The organism is Actinoplanes sp. NPDC049548, from assembly GCF_040676695.1.
Lineage (GTDB): Bacteria > Actinomycetota > Actinomycetes > Mycobacteriales > Micromonosporaceae > Actinoplanes.
In genome coordinates, this window is record NZ_JBFAPM010000014.1 from 1 (window position 1) to 16,321 (window position 16,321).

At 70.0% G+C, this 16,321-nt stretch carries 15 protein-coding genes, 3 tRNA genes and 1 pseudogene; 14 read left to right on the forward strand and 5 right to left on the reverse strand.

All coding sequences use genetic code 11. The annotated features are described in order from the left end of the window. Positions 1 to 439 precede the first annotated feature (439 nt). Complete coding sequence (locus tag AB0J80_RS25425) at positions 440 to 1,282, reverse strand: Rieske (2Fe-2S) protein (protein ID WP_364709448.1); 843 nt, start codon at positions 1,280 to 1,282, stop codon at positions 440 to 442. A 156-nt stretch (positions 1,283 to 1,438) separates the two neighbouring features. On the opposite strand from AB0J80_RS25425, the gene AB0J80_RS25430 reads away from it, so the two are divergent. Beyond that, positions 1,439 to 2,245 carry an MEDS domain-containing protein gene (locus tag AB0J80_RS25430; protein WP_364709450.1) on the forward strand — a complete coding sequence of 269 codons (807 nt, stop codon included), beginning with the start codon at positions 1,439 to 1,441 and terminating at the stop codon, positions 2,243 to 2,245. Continuing rightward, entirely contained in the window at positions 2,232 to 2,714 is a 483-nt protein-coding gene (locus AB0J80_RS25435; protein WP_364709453.1) for an ATP-binding protein, read from the forward strand. The genes AB0J80_RS25430 and AB0J80_RS25435 overlap by 14 nt, the downstream gene beginning before the upstream one ends. Here AB0J80_RS25435 and AB0J80_RS25440 read toward each other — a convergent pair. Continuing rightward, positions 2,711 to 4,072: an NAD(P)/FAD-dependent oxidoreductase gene (locus AB0J80_RS25440; protein WP_364709455.1), complete on the reverse strand. Its 1,362-nt coding sequence runs from the start codon at positions 4,070 to 4,072 to the stop codon at positions 2,711 to 2,713. The genes AB0J80_RS25435 and AB0J80_RS25440 overlap by 4 nt on opposite strands. A gap of 40 nt (positions 4,073 to 4,112) precedes the next feature. Between AB0J80_RS25440 and AB0J80_RS25445 the strand changes: the two genes are divergently transcribed. Both AB0J80_RS25445 and AB0J80_RS25450 read left to right on the forward strand, forming a co-directional pair. Next, positions 4,113 to 5,210, forward strand: a complete 1,098-nt coding sequence (locus AB0J80_RS25445) for a serine hydrolase domain-containing protein (RefSeq protein ID WP_364709458.1) — start codon at positions 4,113 to 4,115, stop codon at positions 5,208 to 5,210. 87 nt (positions 5,211 to 5,297) lie between these two features. Continuing rightward, positions 5,298 to 6,131 carry a hypothetical protein gene (locus AB0J80_RS25450; RefSeq protein ID WP_364709460.1) on the forward strand — a complete coding sequence of 278 codons (834 nt, stop codon included), beginning with the start codon at positions 5,298 to 5,300 and terminating at the stop codon, positions 6,129 to 6,131. A gap of 113 nt (positions 6,132 to 6,244) precedes the next feature. Here AB0J80_RS25450 and AB0J80_RS25455 read toward each other — a convergent pair whose 3' ends face one another. Both AB0J80_RS25455 and AB0J80_RS25460 read right to left on the reverse strand, forming a co-directional pair. After that, entirely contained in the window at positions 6,245 to 7,579 is a 1,335-nt protein-coding gene (locus AB0J80_RS25455; RefSeq protein ID WP_364709462.1) for a deoxyribodipyrimidine photo-lyase, read from the reverse strand. A 1-nt stretch (position 7,580) separates the two neighbouring features. Further along, entirely contained in the window at positions 7,581 to 8,486 is a 906-nt protein-coding gene (locus AB0J80_RS25460; protein ID WP_364709465.1) for a phytoene/squalene synthase family protein, read from the reverse strand. A 78-nt stretch (positions 8,487 to 8,564) separates the two neighbouring features. Here AB0J80_RS25460 and AB0J80_RS25465 point away from each other — a divergent pair, with 78 nt between their 5' ends. From AB0J80_RS25465 to AB0J80_RS25505, 9 genes and pseudogenes are all read left to right on the forward strand, one after another. Continuing rightward, complete coding sequence (locus tag AB0J80_RS25465; protein WP_364709858.1) at positions 8,565 to 9,764, forward strand: polyprenyl synthetase family protein; 1,200 nt, start codon at positions 8,565 to 8,567, stop codon at positions 9,762 to 9,764. 102 nt (positions 9,765 to 9,866) lie between these two features. Then, complete coding sequence (gene crtI, locus AB0J80_RS25470) at positions 9,867 to 11,384, forward strand: phytoene desaturase family protein (protein WP_364709467.1); 1,518 nt, start codon at positions 9,867 to 9,869, stop codon at positions 11,382 to 11,384. A gap of 22 nt (positions 11,385 to 11,406) precedes the next feature. Beyond that, positions 11,407 to 11,982, forward strand: a complete 576-nt coding sequence (gene idi / locus AB0J80_RS25475; RefSeq protein WP_364709468.1) for an isopentenyl-diphosphate Delta-isomerase — start codon at positions 11,407 to 11,409, stop codon at positions 11,980 to 11,982. Beyond that, positions 11,972 to 12,193: pseudogene (locus AB0J80_RS25480) on the forward strand (MerR family transcriptional regulator); the annotation flags it as partial. The gene idi and the pseudogene AB0J80_RS25480, both read left to right, overlap by 11 nt. 381 nt (positions 12,194 to 12,574) lie before the next feature. Beyond that, entirely contained in the window at positions 12,575 to 13,318 is a 744-nt protein-coding gene (locus AB0J80_RS25485; protein ID WP_364709860.1) for a B12-binding domain-containing protein, read from the forward strand. Positions 13,319 to 13,997: 679 nt separating this feature from the next. Beyond that, positions 13,998 to 14,070, forward strand: a tRNA-Glu gene (locus AB0J80_RS25490). Positions 14,071 to 14,119: 49 nt separating this feature from the next. After that, positions 14,120 to 14,193: transfer RNA gene (locus AB0J80_RS25495), tRNA-Asp, on the forward strand. A 31-nt stretch (positions 14,194 to 14,224) separates the two neighbouring features. Then, positions 14,225 to 14,301: transfer RNA gene (locus AB0J80_RS25500), tRNA-Phe, on the forward strand. 208 nt (positions 14,302 to 14,509) lie between these two features. Then, complete coding sequence (locus AB0J80_RS25505; RefSeq protein ID WP_364709469.1) at positions 14,510 to 15,442, forward strand: hypothetical protein; 933 nt, start codon at positions 14,510 to 14,512, stop codon at positions 15,440 to 15,442. Positions 15,443 to 15,445: 3 nt separating this feature from the next. Here the strand turns inward: AB0J80_RS25505 and AB0J80_RS25510 are convergent, their stop codons facing one another. Further along, positions 15,446 to 15,862: a nuclear transport factor 2 family protein gene (locus AB0J80_RS25510; RefSeq protein WP_364709471.1), complete on the reverse strand. Its 417-nt coding sequence runs from the start codon at positions 15,860 to 15,862 to the stop codon at positions 15,446 to 15,448. Between the two features lie 86 nt (positions 15,863 to 15,948). Here AB0J80_RS25510 and AB0J80_RS25515 point away from each other — a divergent pair, with 86 nt between their 5' ends. Then, the gene (locus tag AB0J80_RS25515; RefSeq protein ID WP_364709474.1) at positions 15,949 to 16,320 is read left to right on the forward strand and encodes a YciI family protein; all 372 of its coding nucleotides are present in this window, start codon (positions 15,949 to 15,951) and stop codon (positions 16,318 to 16,320) included. The last annotated feature ends 1 nt before the right edge of the window (position 16,321 follow it).

The following is a 16,321-nucleotide window of genomic DNA, read 5'->3' on the forward strand; positions in this document are numbered from 1 at the left end:
CCACCAGACACACAAAGCATCTGGCCGGGGTAAATCATTCTTGGCACTGGCTTATCAAGCACCCTGTTGAGTTCTCAAAGAACAACCACACACCGAGAAACTTGCCGCCTCACTCGGCGACCCGCCCCCGGGGCACTCGTTCAACTTTACTAGGTCCTTCAGGCCCTGTCAACCGGTATCTCCCGGTTCGTGCCGTTCGTTCCTAGCGCACCCTTCGTCCCGGGCCCGGGGCGGCACCGCACAGGGCAGCATCGCTACGATCCCGAAGTTCGAAGGATTTGGCAGGACGGCCGGTAGCTGAACTCCCTGGTCTCCCAGGTCGTTCGCTTGCCTCGCCCGTTTCCCTGCCGGCTCGCAAAACATTACCCGGTCGTTCCCGCAGCGCCAAATCGGCCCCCGGTGTCCCGCACCACAGCGCCCTGACCTGCGGAAATGAAGATCAGGGTGTAGCGATCGAGAGCACGCCGTTCTCGACGCGGGTGCGCAGCGTCGGCTGATCTCCGGCGGCCGGCCCGTGCATGACCAAGCCGTCGCGGAGACGGAACGTGCTGCCGTGCCACGGGCAGACGACACACGCGTCCGCCCCGTCGCCGTCGACCTTTCCCTCGCCGAGCGGCCCGCCCTGGTGCCCGCACTGCTCGACCATGGCGGTGACCTCGTCGCCCAGCCGGTACAGCAGAACCCGGACGCCGTCGATCGTGCGTACCGTCGGGCGGCCTTCCGGAAGCGAAGCGACCTCACCCACCTCGGCCCAGTCCTCCGGCAGGCGGAAGAGCTCCGGCGACGCCACGTTCATGCCGGCGCCCTGCTCGTAGGAGAGGTGACCACCCAGGTAGGCGCCGCCACCGGCGACGGACAGCCCGGCGTACGCCAGCAGGCGGCCCAGCCCGTACCGTCCGGAAGAGCGCGCGGCGAGCGACCCCACATAGAGCCCCAGGGCGACGGCGTTGGCCGTCGCATGCACGAGGCCGACCCGGCGCTGATCCTTGGCCAGCGACGACCAGTCGACCCAGCCGGCGGCGATGGCCGGAGCCGTGGCAGCCGTACCGACGGCGATCAGGGTGGTCGCGGCCTTGCGCTGACCGGGCACGGCGTCCAGGACGGCAGCGCTCATGAAGGCGCCGACCGGGACCTGGACCAGAACGGGGTGCAACGGATGGCCGAGCCAGGTTCCGTGCAGCAGGTCGCGGAGCCGCTGGGGCTTCACCACGCTCTGGACGGCGCTCTGCAGGCGCCCGCTGATCGGGTCCAGGGCGGTGGCCTTCTCGAGCCGGGAGATCATTTGCCGCAACATGCGAGAGGGGTACCCCTATCGGGCGGCGCCCATGCCGGCGCATGAAGGTCGAATCGGACGGGTACTTACCGGGCCCGCGACATGGGAGGACATATGGCCGCCACGATGCCGGTGGACCGGCTGCGTCCCGGCGATCACGCGTGCTTGACCTTTTCCGATCCGCACGAGCGGCTCGACATCCTCGCCGCGTTCGTTGCCGCCGGCCGCGAACGGGGCGACAAGGTCATGTGTTTCACGGACGCGATAAGCGTCGACGAGCTGCGTGCCGATCTCCTCGAACGAGGACTCGACTCCGGGCCGGACGTCCACGTGGCCCGGGTCGACCGGTTATGGGGCGGGGCCGCGGCACCGGAGGCGGCCACCATGGTCGAGGTCCTCGCTCAGGAGGTACGGAAGGCGCTCGGCGAGGGCCGCAGCGGCCTGCGAATCACGGCGGACATGTGCTGGGCCGCGCGGCCGCAGGCCAACGCCGAGCAGTTGCTCGTCTTCGAGTCGGAGATCGGCCGTCTGTTCGCGGACGGGCAGCTCACGGCCGTCTGCGAGTACGACCGGGAGAGCTTCGACCCGGTCACGCTGGGGTACGCGGCGCGCGTTCATCGGCGTACGGTCGCGGCGACGGTCTACTACGAAGATCCCGTGCTCCGGATATGCCGACAGCACGTGCCCCCGGGCGTACGGGTGGCAGGCGAGCTCGATCAGGCCCGCGCCGGCGTCCTTACCGACGCCCTCGCCGAAGCCGTACGCCTGGACCCCGATATCCATCTGAACCTCAACCAGCTGCGCTACCTCGATACGGGTGCCGCGGCGGTCATCCTGCGTACGGCGGCGACCCTGCCGGCGCAGCGACGCATGGTGGTGGTCTGCGCGGAACCGATCGAGCGGACGTTGACCACCGCGGGCGCGGCCGACGTCCCCGCACTACGGATGCTGGTGCGCCATGGTGAGCGCTGACCTCGCCGGCTCGGCGCCGAGCCGGCCCACTCGCAACCGGCCGCCGCGCGCCGCCTCCCGCGAGGTCCGCCGTCCACGACCGGACGCACCGCGTCTCCTGCTCGACCGGACCTTCGAGCGGACCGGCCTTCACGCCCTGCGCTCCGCCGTCGCCGCGCACGCCGAGGCCGTCGCGGATCAGCAGACCGCGGACGTGGTCGTGCTCATCGCCCACGAGCTGTCCAGCAACTGCGTGCGGCACGGCGGCGGCGCCGGACGGCTGCGCCTCTGGGTCGCCGGTGGCAATCTGCACTGCGAGATCAGCGACCATGGGCCCGGCATCACCAACCCCGGCGACGCGGGCCGTCAGCTGCCGACGCCGGCCCACGCCGGCGGGCGAGGCCTGTGGATCGCCCGCCACATGTCGGACCTGCACATCTCGACCGGCGACTCCGGGACGACGGTGACGGCGGTCGTCTCCCTGACCTAAAGCTGCCGCATCGCGTCTCCGATCGCCCGGTGAAACGTCGGATAGGCCCAGATCGTGGCCTGGAGCGTCGCGATCGGCACGGCGGCCTTGACCGCCACCGACAGGGCGCCCAGGATCTCGCCGCCGGACGGGCCAGCGCTGGTCGCTCCGACGAGCACGCCGCGGGAACGGTCGGCGATCACCTTGATGAAGCCCTCGTTGCCGGGCCCGTGGATGAAACCGCGCGACGACGAGGGCAGGCTGGAGTAGCCCACCTGCACGTCGACTCCCGCGTCCCGGGCCTGCTTCTCGGTGAAACCGACCGCCCCTACCTCGGGATCGGTGAAGGTCACCCGCGGCCTGGCGTGGTAGTCCGCGGCCGGGCCGCCCTGGCCGAGGATGTCGCGAACGGCGACGTCGGCCTCGTACATCGCCATGTGGGTGAAGGCGCCGTTGCCGGTCACGTCGCCGACGGCCCAGACCTTGTCGGCGGCACGCATCCGGTCGTCCGTGGTGAGGAAGCGTGCGGCCGGGTCGAGTCCGATCTTCTCCAGGCCCAGCCCGTCGAGCCGGGCGGCGCGGCCGGTGGCGATGAGCATCCGCTCGCCGCTGACCGTCGAACCGTCCGACAGCGTGACGGTGAACAGGTCGCCCGAGTGGTCGACCCGCTGTGCGCGTACCCCTGTGTGGATCTTGATTCCGTCTTTCGCAAGTGCGGCGGCAACGGTTTCGGAGCTCTCCGGCTCCTCCATCGCGAGGATCCGGTCACTGCCCTCGATGATGGTGATGCTGGTGCCGAAGCGGGCTATGACCTGGGAGAGCTCGACTCCGATAGCGCCGCCGCCGAGCACGACGAGGCTGGCGGGCAGGTTCTCGGTCTCGACGGCCTCGCGGTTCGTCCAGTAAGGCGTGCCGGCCAGCCCCGGGATCGGCGGGACGACCGCAGCCGTGCCGGTGGCGATGACGATGCCCCGGCCGGCCATGAACTCCTGGTCACCAACCCGCACCCGGCCCGGCCCGGCGATCTCGGCACGGCCGCGCACGAACCGGCCGCCCTTGCCGACGAAGCGATCGACCGCGACCTTGTCGTCCCAGGTGTCGGTCGCCTCCTCGCGGATGCGGCGGGCGACCGGAGCCCAGTCGGGTTGCACCTGCGAGGTGCCCGCCAGACCCGGGATACGACGAGCCTCCGCGAGCGCGTTGCCGGCGCGAATCATCATCTTGGTGGGGATGCACCCCCAGTAGGGGCATTCGCCGCCGACCAGCGTGTGCTCCACGCCGACCACCGACAGGCCGGCCTCGGCGAGTCTGCCGGCGGTCTCCTCGCCGCCGACGCCGAGCCCGATCACGACCACGTCCACCTGCTGCGTCTCAGCCATGCCGGTCAGCTTCCCACCATCGGCGGGTACGGTGCCCGACGTGGTTGACGAGCTGTGGACAACCGGATCGGTCGCCCCCGGATACGAGCCGGTGCGGGAGGCGTTCGCCCTGCATCGGAGTGGTGGATCGGCGTTGTGTGTGCTGCGCCACGGCGAGGTGGTGGTGAACCTGTGCGAGGGCTGGCGCGACGCGGCGCACACTCTGCCCTGGGACCCGCAGACGCTGGTCAACGTCTACTCGGTCGGCAAGCCGGTCATCGCCATGGCGGTCCTGCTGCTGGTCGAGCGCGGCCTGGTTGCTCTCGACGATCCGGTTGCGCAGTACTGGCCGGGTTTCAGAACCGAGGCTTCGATACGGCACGTGCTGACGCACACGGCGGGCCTGCCTGTATTCCCCGTGCCCCGGAACGAGTCGGCGTGGAGCGACTGGGAGCTGCTCTGCGGTGATCTGGCGTCCGCGGATCCGGAATGGCCTCCGGGCACGGTCGCGGCCGAGCATGCACTCACCTACGGTCACCTGCTCGGCGAGGTCGTCCGCAGGGTCACCGGGCGACCACCGGGTGCCTTCGTCGCCGAGGAGATCGCCCGGCCGTGGCAGCTCGATCTCTCCTTCGGTGTGGCCGCCCGAGACCTCGAGCGCTGCGCGGACCTGGAGTTCAGCAGCCCGGACTGGCCCGATCGGATGCTCGGCGAGCCGGAATCGGTGCACGCCCGGGCCGTCGCGAATCCCGCCGGTGCCCGCGACCTTGCGGTGGTGAACAGCGACATGTGGCGCACCGCCGTCGTGCCGGCTGTCAATCTGCACTCGACCGCCGAGGCGGTCGCACGTTTCTATGCCGGTCTTCTCGCAGGCGGGGAACTGGGCGGGCATCGCCTGCTCAGCGAGTCGCTGGTCGCGGAGCTGACCGCCGCCCAGTTCACCGGCCTGGACCGCTTCATCGGAAGCGAGACCACCTGGGGACTCGGCGTGCAGCTGGAGACCGACGGCACGTGGGGCATGGGTGGCCTCGGCGGCAATGCGGGATGGGCCGATCCCGCGCGGGGACACGCCATCGCCTACGTCACGCGGGAACTCGGCGACTTCGAGCGGGTCGGCGCGATCGACACAGCGATCTCGTCGGTGGAACTTCTCAACTAGCCCCCGCCACGTCCGAATCTGAACCCCCGCGGAAGAGGAATCACCGAGAAGGGGGCGGTCATGAGGGGGCGATGGCAGGCAGGGCTGGTGTCTGTCATCCTCATGACCGCCGCCCTGGCGCTGCCCGGGGCATCGTCCGCGGGCAGCGCCGGCCTCACCGCGGCACCGGTGGGGACCCGGGCGATGTGGCTCTGGGACGACGACCCCGCCACCGAGGTGGTGGACTGGGCCGTCCGCAAGAACGTGTCGGAGATCTTCGTCTACGTTTCGCCGTCCGTCCTCACCAACGGTGACCTGGCCCGGCTGCAGGAGATGCACGAGCTGGCCACTGCGAGGAAGATCAAGCTGCGCGCGCTCGGCGGTGACCCCGGGTGGGTCACGGACCAGGCGGCGGCTCTGGCCTGGCAGCGTGCAGCCGTCTCCACCGGTCTGTTCTCCGGGATCCACCTCGACGTGGAGCCCTACCTCGCCCCGGGTTGGACCTCGGATCTGCAGGGCACGCAGAACGCCTATCTCAAGTTGCTGGACAGGATGCGGCTCGCCAGCACCCTCCCCCTCGAGGCCGACGTGCCGTTCTGGTTCGGCGACTACAAGGTCGGGCGCAAGAATCTGGCGGACGAGGTGCTGCGGCGGGTCAACGCCGTGACTGTCATGAGCTACCGCGACACGGGAACCGGCGTGAACTCCATGCTGTCGATCAGCCAGGACTGGCTGGCGCGCGGCAAGGCGGCGGGCAAGCGGGTCCGCCTGGGCGCGGAGACCGGCCCGCTGACGGACTGCTCGTACTGCACGTTCGCCGAAGAGGGCGAGGCTCGCCTTCAGGAGGAACTGGCTGAAGTGGACGCGGCGACGCGCACGACGGCCGCCTTCGCAGGCATCGCGGTGCACCACTACGGGGCCTGGCAAGCGCTGCCCCTCTGAAGTTTCCGGCCCAGGACCGGCGGGCAGGTTGTCGCGGGTCCTGCCGGCCTTCAACGGACGAACGCAACGGGTCGGCAGGACCCGCTCTCCACCCGGCGAACCAGGTGGAAACCTCACGGCCTCAACCAGACGGCTTCATCGCGATGCGATTCCAGCGGCGCCGGATAGTCGAGGCCTGCACGCACCGTATCCGGCAAGCGCCAGGGTTGGTGCACGGCCTTGCCGTCGATCGCTCTCAATTCCGGTACGTAGCGACGAACGTACACGCCGTCGGGGTCGAAGCGCTCGGCCTGACGGATCGGATTGAACCGGCGGTAGGGCTTCGTGTCGTTGCCGGTGCCCGCCACCCACTGCCAGTTGCCCGAGTTGTTGGCGACATCGCCGTCGTTCAGCCAGCGGAAGAACCACTTCACGCCGTCGCGCCAGTCGAGGCCCAGGTGCTTGGTGAGGAACGAGGCGGTGATCAGACGGGCCCGGTTGTGCATGTAGCCCTCGGCTCGCAGCTGCCGCATCCCCGCGTCGACGACGGGCACCCCGGTCAGCCCGTCCTGCCAGTGCTGCAACGCGTCCTGGTCAGGGCGCCAACCCCCGTCGCCGGCCGGCCGGTAGGCCTCGGTCGAGATCTTCGGGAAACCCTGGGTGACCTGGTAGTAGAAGTCACGCCAGCCGAGCTGGCGGACGAACGCCGCGGGTCCCTCACCGTCCATCGCTTGCGCCGCGTTCGCCACGCTCAGCGGCGAAAGACAACCGAAGCGAAGGTACGCACTGAGCCGCGAAGTCCCATCGGCGGCCATGTCGTTGTGCAGCTCGTCGTAGGGCCCGACGTGACGCAGCCAGGTCTTGAGCCGTCGCTGCCCTTCGGTCTCGCCCCCGTGCAGCGCCTCCGGCGACTCCCCGGGCGGAAGGGCGGGCAGGCGGCCGATCACGAGATGCTCCGGCAGCCTGATCCGGGTCGGCACTGCGACCTCGTCGCGCCACTTCGCCGACTCCCACGCGCGGAAGTACGGCGAGAAGACCCGATAGTGGCCGCCTCCACCCCCGGGGCTCACGTCCCCGGGCGGCACCACCGTCGTGCCGGGGAAGAGACGCAGCGATATCCGGTGCCGTTCACACTCGTGCGCCAAGAGCTGCTCCCGCCGCATGGCATAGCCGCTGACGTCCTGCGCCAGCGCGATGCCGTCGGCGTTCACGTCGCGCGCCAGCTTGAGCGTCTCGCCGACCGGATCTCCCTCGCGGATCACCAGATCGCCGCCAAGCCGGCGGAGGGCGGCAGCCAGATCCGCCAGGCTCTCGTGCAGGAACCGGGCCCGATTGGGGGAGATGGTCTGTAGGCGCGGATCCAGCACGAAGAGCGGCACGACCCGCTCGGCGTTGGCACAGGCGGCGGCGAGTGCTGGGTTGTCCTGCACCCGCAGGTCGCGTGTGAAGAGGACGATCGCCGTCTGCATGTCAGCCTCGCACCAGGTCCGGCACCGGGGTGCCCGCGCGAGTCAGCAGGGATTGCACGGCCACTCGGGCGCGCCGCTGGTTGGGCACGGTTGCGCGGCGCAGGAAGACGTCGTAGTCCGCGGCGACCACCTCGTCGAGGATTCCGGCGTACAGGCGGAACGCGGTTCTCATGCAGGCCTGTGAGCCCGGTAGCAGAAGTGGGATGCCGGGCGCCGCGGCCGCGTAGTGCTCGTCGGCACGAGCCACCTCGGCCCTGATCAACGCTTTGATGGCCGGGGTCGACCGGCCGCGCGCCCGCGCCTCGACCAGGTCGTCCCGGGTGACACCGAACTCGGCCAGGTGAGCGTCGGGGAGATACGTGCGTCCCCGGTCGAGGTCCTCTCCGACGTCGCGGATGAAGTTGGTGAGCTGGAACGCGAGCCCCAGCTGACGGGCAGGCTCCCGGGCGGCGGCCGGGTCGCTCGAGCCGAGGATGGGCAGCATCATCGTGCCGATGACCGCTGCTGAGCCCTCCATGTAGTCGAGGAGGTCGGCGTAGGTCGCGTAAGAAGTCACGGTGAGGTCCATCGCCATGCTGCGCAGGAACGCGTCGAAATCGTCCACGCTCAGGTCGAACACCGCGATCGTGTGCAGCACCGCCGGGAGCAGCGGGTCGTCGACCCGCTCGCCGCGCAGGCCGGCCAGGAACCGCTCGGACCACTCCCTCAGCCGCTCCGCCCGCGCGACCGGCGGGAGATCTTCGGTGCGGTCGACGATCTCGTCGGCGTAGCGGGTGAATCCGTAGAGCGCGTGCACATGACGACGCTTCCAGGCGGGTAGGAGCCGGGTGGCCAGGTAGTAGGTGCGGCCGTGGCGCCGGTGCAGCTCACGACAGCGCTCATAGGCCGCTGCAAGATCGGTCTCCACCGGGCCTCCCGAAAAGAATCGACTCAGGAATCGACGCAACACGCAGCCTACGGTAATCTCCTCGTCGTGGCCAACGACATCCTCGAGGGAAACCGCCGCTGCGGGATCCCCTACCAGCCGATCCCCGCGGACGGCCTGGTGAACGCTGTCGAGGGGACGCTGGCCGAGTTCTTAGCCGGCCAGATCGCCGCCCTCGACGCCATCGACCCGGCGCTCGGCCGATTCGCCAGGACCACGCGTGACCTGGTGCTGGCGGGCGGAAAACGACTCAGGCCGACCTTCGCCTACTGGGGCTGGCGGGGCATGATCGGCGGCCGGGAGCCCGTCGACTCCGTTCTCCCCGCCCTGGCGGCACTGGAGCTCCTGCACACGTTCGCCCTGGTGCACGACGACGTGATGGACGGATCGGCGACCCGTCGGGGCCGTCCCACCGCACACCGGATCTTTGCCGCTCAGCACGTAGGCGCCGGCGGGCCCGGCGACCCCGACCAGTTCGGGACTACCTCGGCCATCCTCGTCGGCGACCTCTGTCTTGTGTGGGCGGACCAGCTCCTGGCACAGACGGCGGTGACCACGGCGACCCTCTTCGGGGTGCGCGCCTGTTATGACCGGATGCGGGTCGAGACGGTCGCAGGGCAGTATCTCGACGTGCTGGGCGAGACCCGGCCGCAGGAGTGGTCGCTCGACCGGGCGCTGGTGGTCGCCCGGCACAAGACGGCAAGCTACACGGTGCAGCGTCCGCTGCAGTTCGGGCTTGCTCTCGCCGGACCGATGCGCGGCGCGGCACCCGCCATCCACGACGCCTACCAGACCTACGGCATCGCGATCGGCGAAGCCTTCCAGCTGTGCGACGACCTTCTCGGGGTCTACGGAGATCCCGCCGTCACCGGCAAGCCGGCGAGCGACGACCTGCGCACCGGCAAGCCGACCGCTCTGCTGATGCTGGCCCAGCAGCTCGCGACCCCTACCCAGCGCGCCGAGCTGGCACAGATTCCCGCCGGAGCCGTCATCCCCGCCGACGGCTCCGGCGGGCCCCTCTCCCCGCAATCGCGCGGCGGGTCCCCACAGCCGGCGCCGGCCCGGGCCGAGCCCTCGGAGGCGCAGATCGCCCGGCAGGCGGAGATCATCGCGGAGACCGGGGCCGTGGCCGAGGTCGAAGCCATGATTCGTGAGCGCGTCGATCACGCGGTCGCCGCGCTGAGCGGTGCGCCCATCCACCCCGACGCGCGCGCCGCGCTCACAGACCTGGCGGTTACCGCCACCCACCGGCCAGCATGATGGAGTCGCCGACCCGATCAAGCGGAGGGCACTCGCCCTGCGCATGCTGTCGATCATGGTTGAGGCGACCAGGCCTCCCCCCGACCGTTTGGAGCTGGTGACGTGCGGACAGTGAACGGACCGAGCGACCACGTGGTCGTCGTCGGTGCCGGACTGGGCGGCCTGGCCTGCGCACTGCACCTGGCCGCGGCCGGTCGGCAGGTGACGGTCGTGGAGCGCGAGCCGGTCCCCGGCGGGCGGGCCGGACGGCTCTCCGTCGACGGGTACGAGTTCGACACCGGCCCTACCGTGCTCACCATGCCCGAGCTGATCGCCGAGCCGCTCGCCGCGGTGGGCGAGAAGCTTTCCGACTGGCTGGAGCTGACACCGCTCGATCCGGCATACCGGGCTTATTACCCCGATGGCTCCACACTGGACGTGCTGACCGACACCGTCCGCATGGCAGCCGAGATCTCACGCGTCTGCGGGCCACGGGAGGCCGACGGCTACCTCCGCTTCGTCGACTTCGCCCGCCGACTGTGGCGCCTCGAGCGCGACAACTTCATCGATCGCAACCTTGATACGCCGATCGACCTGCTCAACCTCAACCTCGTGAAGCTGCTCGGCATGGGCGGGTTCCGCCGGTTGCAGCCGAAGATCAACGAGTACTTCCGTGACCCCCGTACCCAGAGGATCTTCTCTTTCCAGGCCATGTACGCCGGCCTGGCGCCGCACGACGCTCTGGCGATCTATGCGGTGATCGCCTATCTCGACTCGGTCGCCGGGGTCTTCTTCCCGCGCGGTGGCATGCACGCCGTGCCCAAGGCGCTGGCCGGTGCCGCGGAGAAGCACGGCGTCCAGTTCCGTTACGACACCACCGTCACCGGCGTCGAGACGAGCGGAGGGCGCGCGACCGCCGTGATCACCGACGCCGGTGACCGCATCGCCGCCGACGTCGTCGTCCTCAACCCCGACCTGCCCGTCGCCTATCGCGAACTGCTCCCAGCGCAAGCGGGCCGGGCGAGGAAACTGCGCTACTCGCCCTCGTGCGTGGTGTTGCACATCGGCTCCGACCGCGCCTACTCGAAGATCGCCCATCACAACATCCACTTCGGTACGGCGTGGCGAGGCACCTTCGACGAGGTCATCCGGCAGGGATTGCTCATGAGTGACCCGTCACTGCTGGTGACGAATCCCAGCCGCAGCGACCCGAGCGTGGCGCCGCCCGACCGGCAGACCTATTACGTGCTCGCCCCGACTCCCAACCTCGACGCGGCGCCCTTCGACTGGCGAGGCGGGCTGGGCCGGCGTTATGCGGACGAGCTGCTGCGCGTGCTGGAGCAGCGGGGATACATCGGTTTCCGCGACGGCGTCGAGGTCGAACGGATCATCACGCCGGACGACTGGGCGGCGCAGGGCATGGCGGCCGGCACCCCGTTCGCGTCGTCGCACACCTTCGCGCAGACGGGACCGTTCCGGCCGGGCAATCTGCACCCGTCCCTGCCCAACGTCGTGTTCACCGGCTCCGGCACGCAGCCTGGGGTGGGCGTACCGATGGTATTGATCTCCGGAAAGCTGGCTGCCTCCCGGATCGTCGGCGCGACGACCACCGGGGAGCTCGTGGGCGGACGCAATGAGTGAGTCAGAAAGGGAGAGCGCCGACATGACCAGGTCCCGGGAAGCACACCTTGTGGAGCTCGTCGACCCCGACGGACTGGCCGTCGGCGAAAGCACCGTCGACGAGGCGCACCGTGCCCCCGGCCTGTTGCACCGCGCCTTCTCCGTGTTTCTCCAAGACTCCGCCGGACGGGTGCTGCTGCAGCAGCGGGCGGCCGCCAAGACGCGGTTCCCGCTGCGGTGGGCGAACACCTGCTGCGGCCATCCCCTGCCCGCGGAGCCCCTCGACGTGGCGGCCAAGCGTCGCCTGGCGGAGGAAGTCGGTGTGGAAGGCGTCGAGCTGACCGAGGTGGGCGTGTATTCCTACTACGCGGAAGACCCGGCGACCGGCCGCGTGGAATATGAGTACGACCACGTGCTGGTGGGCCACCTGGACGCCGGCACGACCCTCCTACCCGACCCGGACGAGGTGGCCGACGTGTGCTGGGTACCGCTCGACGAGCTGCGGCTCGCCATGTCCCGGGAGCCGCGGGCTTACGCACCATGGCTGTCCGGCGTCACCGACCGCCTCCACGAGCACGTCAACCCCACCAAAACAGCGGAGCGGTCAGGTGGCCGATGAGGCCCTGACGGCCGGGGCGGTGGCGCGCCGTCTGGGGGTAGCCGTCACCACACTGCGAACGTGGCACCAGCGGTACGGGCTGGGGCCCAGTCAGCACGTGCCCGGGCAACACCGCCGGTACACCCCGGAGGACATGGAACGCCTGCAGGTCATGCGCCGGCTGACCGCCCAGGGCGTCGCACCGGCCGAGGCCGCAGCATGGGCGCGGCGTGTACCCATGCCGATCAACGCCTCCTGGCCCCACACCGGCTCCGAGCCGCCGCACGGCGAGGCACCGCCCAACGGTGAGCCGTCCGGCAGTGGGGCGGCGACCGGCAATGAGGCGGCGACCGGCAGTGGGGCGGCGGCGAGCGAGCCGGCTTCTGGCGGGGCGCCGTCGAGAGATTCGCCTCGCGGCACAGCGTGGTCCGGCGGAACGCAGAGCATTGAAGCGCCGAGCGACGAGAGAACCTACGCGGCTCTGCCGGGTGGGAGTGAGTCGTCCGACACGGACCCTCGGGCCGCCGGGCGTCACCCGAACGAGTGGCACAGCGAGCCGGACCCCCGCGATCCCGACCTCGGGCTCCCGCCAACGGCCGCGTCCGGCCGTGGCATGACGATCGACGCCGTGTGGCCCGAGGTGGCGGGGCGTCTCCGTGTCACCACGCGTGACGGCGGCGGGCACGCCATCCGTACCGGAAGGGCCGGTCCTGCCGCTCGGGGTCTGGCCCGTGCCGCCATGCGTCTCGACGGGCCCGCCATGCGCGACATTCTCGAGATGACCGTGGTCAGCCGGGGTGTCATCGGTGCGTGGAACGAGGTCATCATGCCGGTGCTGATCGGCATCGGCGACCGGTACGAGGCGACCAGGCGGTTCATCGAAGTCGAGCACCTCATCTCGCGGAGCGTGACGGAGGTGCTGGGTGCCGTCCCCCGCCCGCCCAGCAACCGGACCCCACGGCTTCTGCTCGCCGCAGCCGATGAGGAGCAGCACACGCTTCCCCTCGAGGCCCTCGCGGCGGCTCTGGCCGAGGCCGGGGTGCCGAGCCGGCTGCTGGGTGCGCGAGTGCCGCCCCAGGCGCTGAACGATGCGGTGGCGCGTACGGGACCAGCGGCCGTCGTGCTGTGGTCGCAGCTGCCGGATACCGGTGACCCGGCGCAGTGGGTGCGGTTGCTGTCGTCGGGAAACGGGCCGTTGTTCGCCGGGGCGGCCGGGCCCGGATGGCCTGCCGAGCGCCTGCCGGAGGGGGTCGTGCGGCTCGGCAGCTTGGAGGAGGCCGTCCAGCTCCTGACCGTGGTCGCAGCCCCCGACGTGCCCGGAACGCGGCCCGCCGGGCAGACGCCGCGACACCGGTAGGCGAACAGGACCGCTGCGACTGACCGAGGCGCCATCACCGCTACGGCTGACCGAGCCGCCATCACCACTACGACTGACCGAGCAGCCATCACCGCGCCGCGCGAGTCGCCTCGGCGCATCTGCGACATGCGACCCGGACAGCGAAATGCAATGGCGGCACTGGTTGGCGCGCCAGCGCCGTGTGACAGAGCGGCGTCATCGGCGACGCGCCGACCGGGCCTCCTCCGGCGGGCGACGCAAATCTTGCAGCGGTTTCGCCGCCCAAGCGGGTGGCTCTGCTGGATCCCCCGCGCAATCTGACGCTGCCGGCCACGACGTCACCCATCCCTCAACTGCAATGACGGCGGAGGCGGTGACGGTGCCGCAGCCGCTGAACGAGTTCGTCCTCCACGACGCAACCCCCGGAGCCGACGCCGCCGGGGACACAACGTCGCCCAGATCGGTTCATGGACCCGGTGATCTCGTAGCGCCGGACGTGCGGGGGAGGAAGTGGCGCTCGGCACACCTCAACTCCCGCCCTCCCGCACCCGAGTCGTTTCCGCTGGTCAGGGCGGCGACTCGGGGAGGGGGATACCGGTTTGGATGACGGGCACGCCATCACGTATGCTTTCCAAGCCTCAAGCGGGGCCGGTTGGGGCCCACACCGCAGGAATTGCGAATGTGCAATGATGGCGGAGTTGCCCTCATCGTCTAGTGGCCTAGGACGCCGCCCTTTCAAGGCGGTAGCACGGGTTCGAATCCCGTTGGGGGTACGGACCGACCTCGGTCAGAGCACGTGGTAAGAATGAGCAACATCAGCAAGGTCCTGTGGAGCAGTTGGAGTGCTCGCCGCCCTGTCAAGGCGGAGGTCGCGGGTTCAAGTCCCGTCAGGACCGCAAGTGCCCAGCCGTGAAGTTCGTGCGGCACGGCCAGGTAGCTCAGTTGGTACGAGCGTCCGACTGAAAATCGGAAGGTCGGCGGTTCGACCCCGCCCCTGGCCACCACTACCCGAGCTTGGGTAGGCAAGCCCTCACCCGCGGAGACGCGGCTGAGGGCTTCGTCATTTCCCGGCCCGCGCAGCAGCCAGGCCCACAGCTCCTCGTGCTTCTCGTCGGCGGTGACCGCCGGCGGCCGCGCAAGACGAAGTGGGCGGAACCTTTCACCACCTCGGTCACGTCCAAGCATCAGCGAGCTCATAGGGACGTGATGCGGATGTCGGAACTCAGCCGTCGCTGGACGGGAACGCTGGTGATCGTGCTGGCCGTCGCCCTCGCGGGCTGCGCCGCGCAGCGGACCGCCGCACCCGGGTCTCGGCCCGACGTCTCCGATCCGACCCGCCTTGTCGGCATGTGGAAGGTCACGGGTGCGGTCGCGGACAACGGCAACATCGTGGGCCTGACCCCGAGCGAGCTCATCATCTACCGGCCGTGCGGTGAGTTGATGGCCGCCTGGAACGCCGACGTGCACGGCTCGTTCCTCGGTGACATCAGCGGCTCCAGCGGCGACTGTGACCCGCTGGCACCCGTCGCGTGGCTGGAGAAGACCGCCGCCTACCGGCTGGAGGACGGCAATGCGGCGCTGCTCGACGTCGAGGGCCGGACCGTTGCTCTCCTTGTTCCCGCCAGCGAGCCGCCGCGACCCGATCGGGAGTCGTTCGCCATCACCGACGAGTTCCGCCGCTCGTTCGCCGACACGGCTACCCTTCCGTCGAATCTGCGGCCTGCCGGGCGGGCGGAGCTGGTCGGTCGATGGGTACCGGTCGGTGGCGTTCAGGCTTCGCCCAAGCCGGCGCACCTGGAGCTGCGGGGCGATGGCCGGTATGCGGCCTGGGACGGCTGTAACGGGTCGGGGGGTGGCTGGACCGTGAAGCCGGCGGGCACCGTGTTGGCCACCGCCGGCGTGAGCACGCTCATCGGCTGCGACAACGTGCCGGTCGGCCAGTGGCTGTCGTCGGCGCGGCTGGCCGGGTTCGACGGTGAGACCCTCGTGCTTTTCGACCCGCAGGCCGCCGAGTTGGGCCGGCTCCGGCGCGCGAAGCCGGCCGCCTCGTCGACGGGCAGGTCGAACTCGGTGACGCGCGGCGAGGCCCATGTGTCGGCGTCGGTCCCCAGCAACGGTTCCGGCGGAGACCGGAGTGCCGACTGAGGCTCAGGGCTTCAGGTCGGTCGACGCCCGGAAGGAGCCGTCCATCTCGAACGGCACCGAAGTCTGTTCATGGGTCACCAGCCATCGTCCGTCCCTCTTGCAGAGGCCCAGCGTCGACCGGAACCACAGGCTGAAGCTCTCCGGCTGGCCCAGCGGCGTCGCCGTCAGGCAGTTGAGGCTGGTGCAGTACGCGACCTCATCGCCCGCCGTGATGTCCAGGTCGGTGACCTCCATGCTCATCGGGCCTTCGAACGTGTCGAGCCAGGCCGTGACCGACTCGGTCGTGGCGGCCGGCTGGCGCAGTGGCGGGGCCAGCGTGTATCCGACGAGGTCCGGGGCGTTGTGCCGGAGCATCGCCGCGGCGTCCTTGTCCGCCACGGCTGCGGCGCGGTCCAGGACGATGGCGCGGATCTCTTCCATGATTCCTCCTCGAAGCTCTCGTCAAGGATGTAGAAGCAGTCTTCGCGGTTTCGACGTCTCCGGGAAGGATGAGCTGAGGAGGCGTCATGAAGTATCTGATCCTGATCCAGTCGAACGAGCGGTCCCTTGCCGTGTGGGAGACCCTCACCGATCAGCAGCGCACCGACTTCGGGGTGGGGCATCTCAAGCTGACCGAGGAGATGATCGAGGCTGGGGTGCACGTCGCGGCCGAGGGGCTGGCCGATCCCTCGCTCGCGCGGTGGGTTTCGGTGCGGGACGGGCGTACCGTTGCTTCGGATGGGCCGTTTGCCGAGGTCAAGGAGCATCTCGCGGGGTTCTACCTGATCGACTGCGCCGACCTGGATGAGGCCGTGCAGTGGGCAGCCAAGGTGCCGGACGCCGCGTACACGCAGGTGGAGGTCCGGCCCGTGCTCGATATGAGCGGCTGGGAGTTCTGAC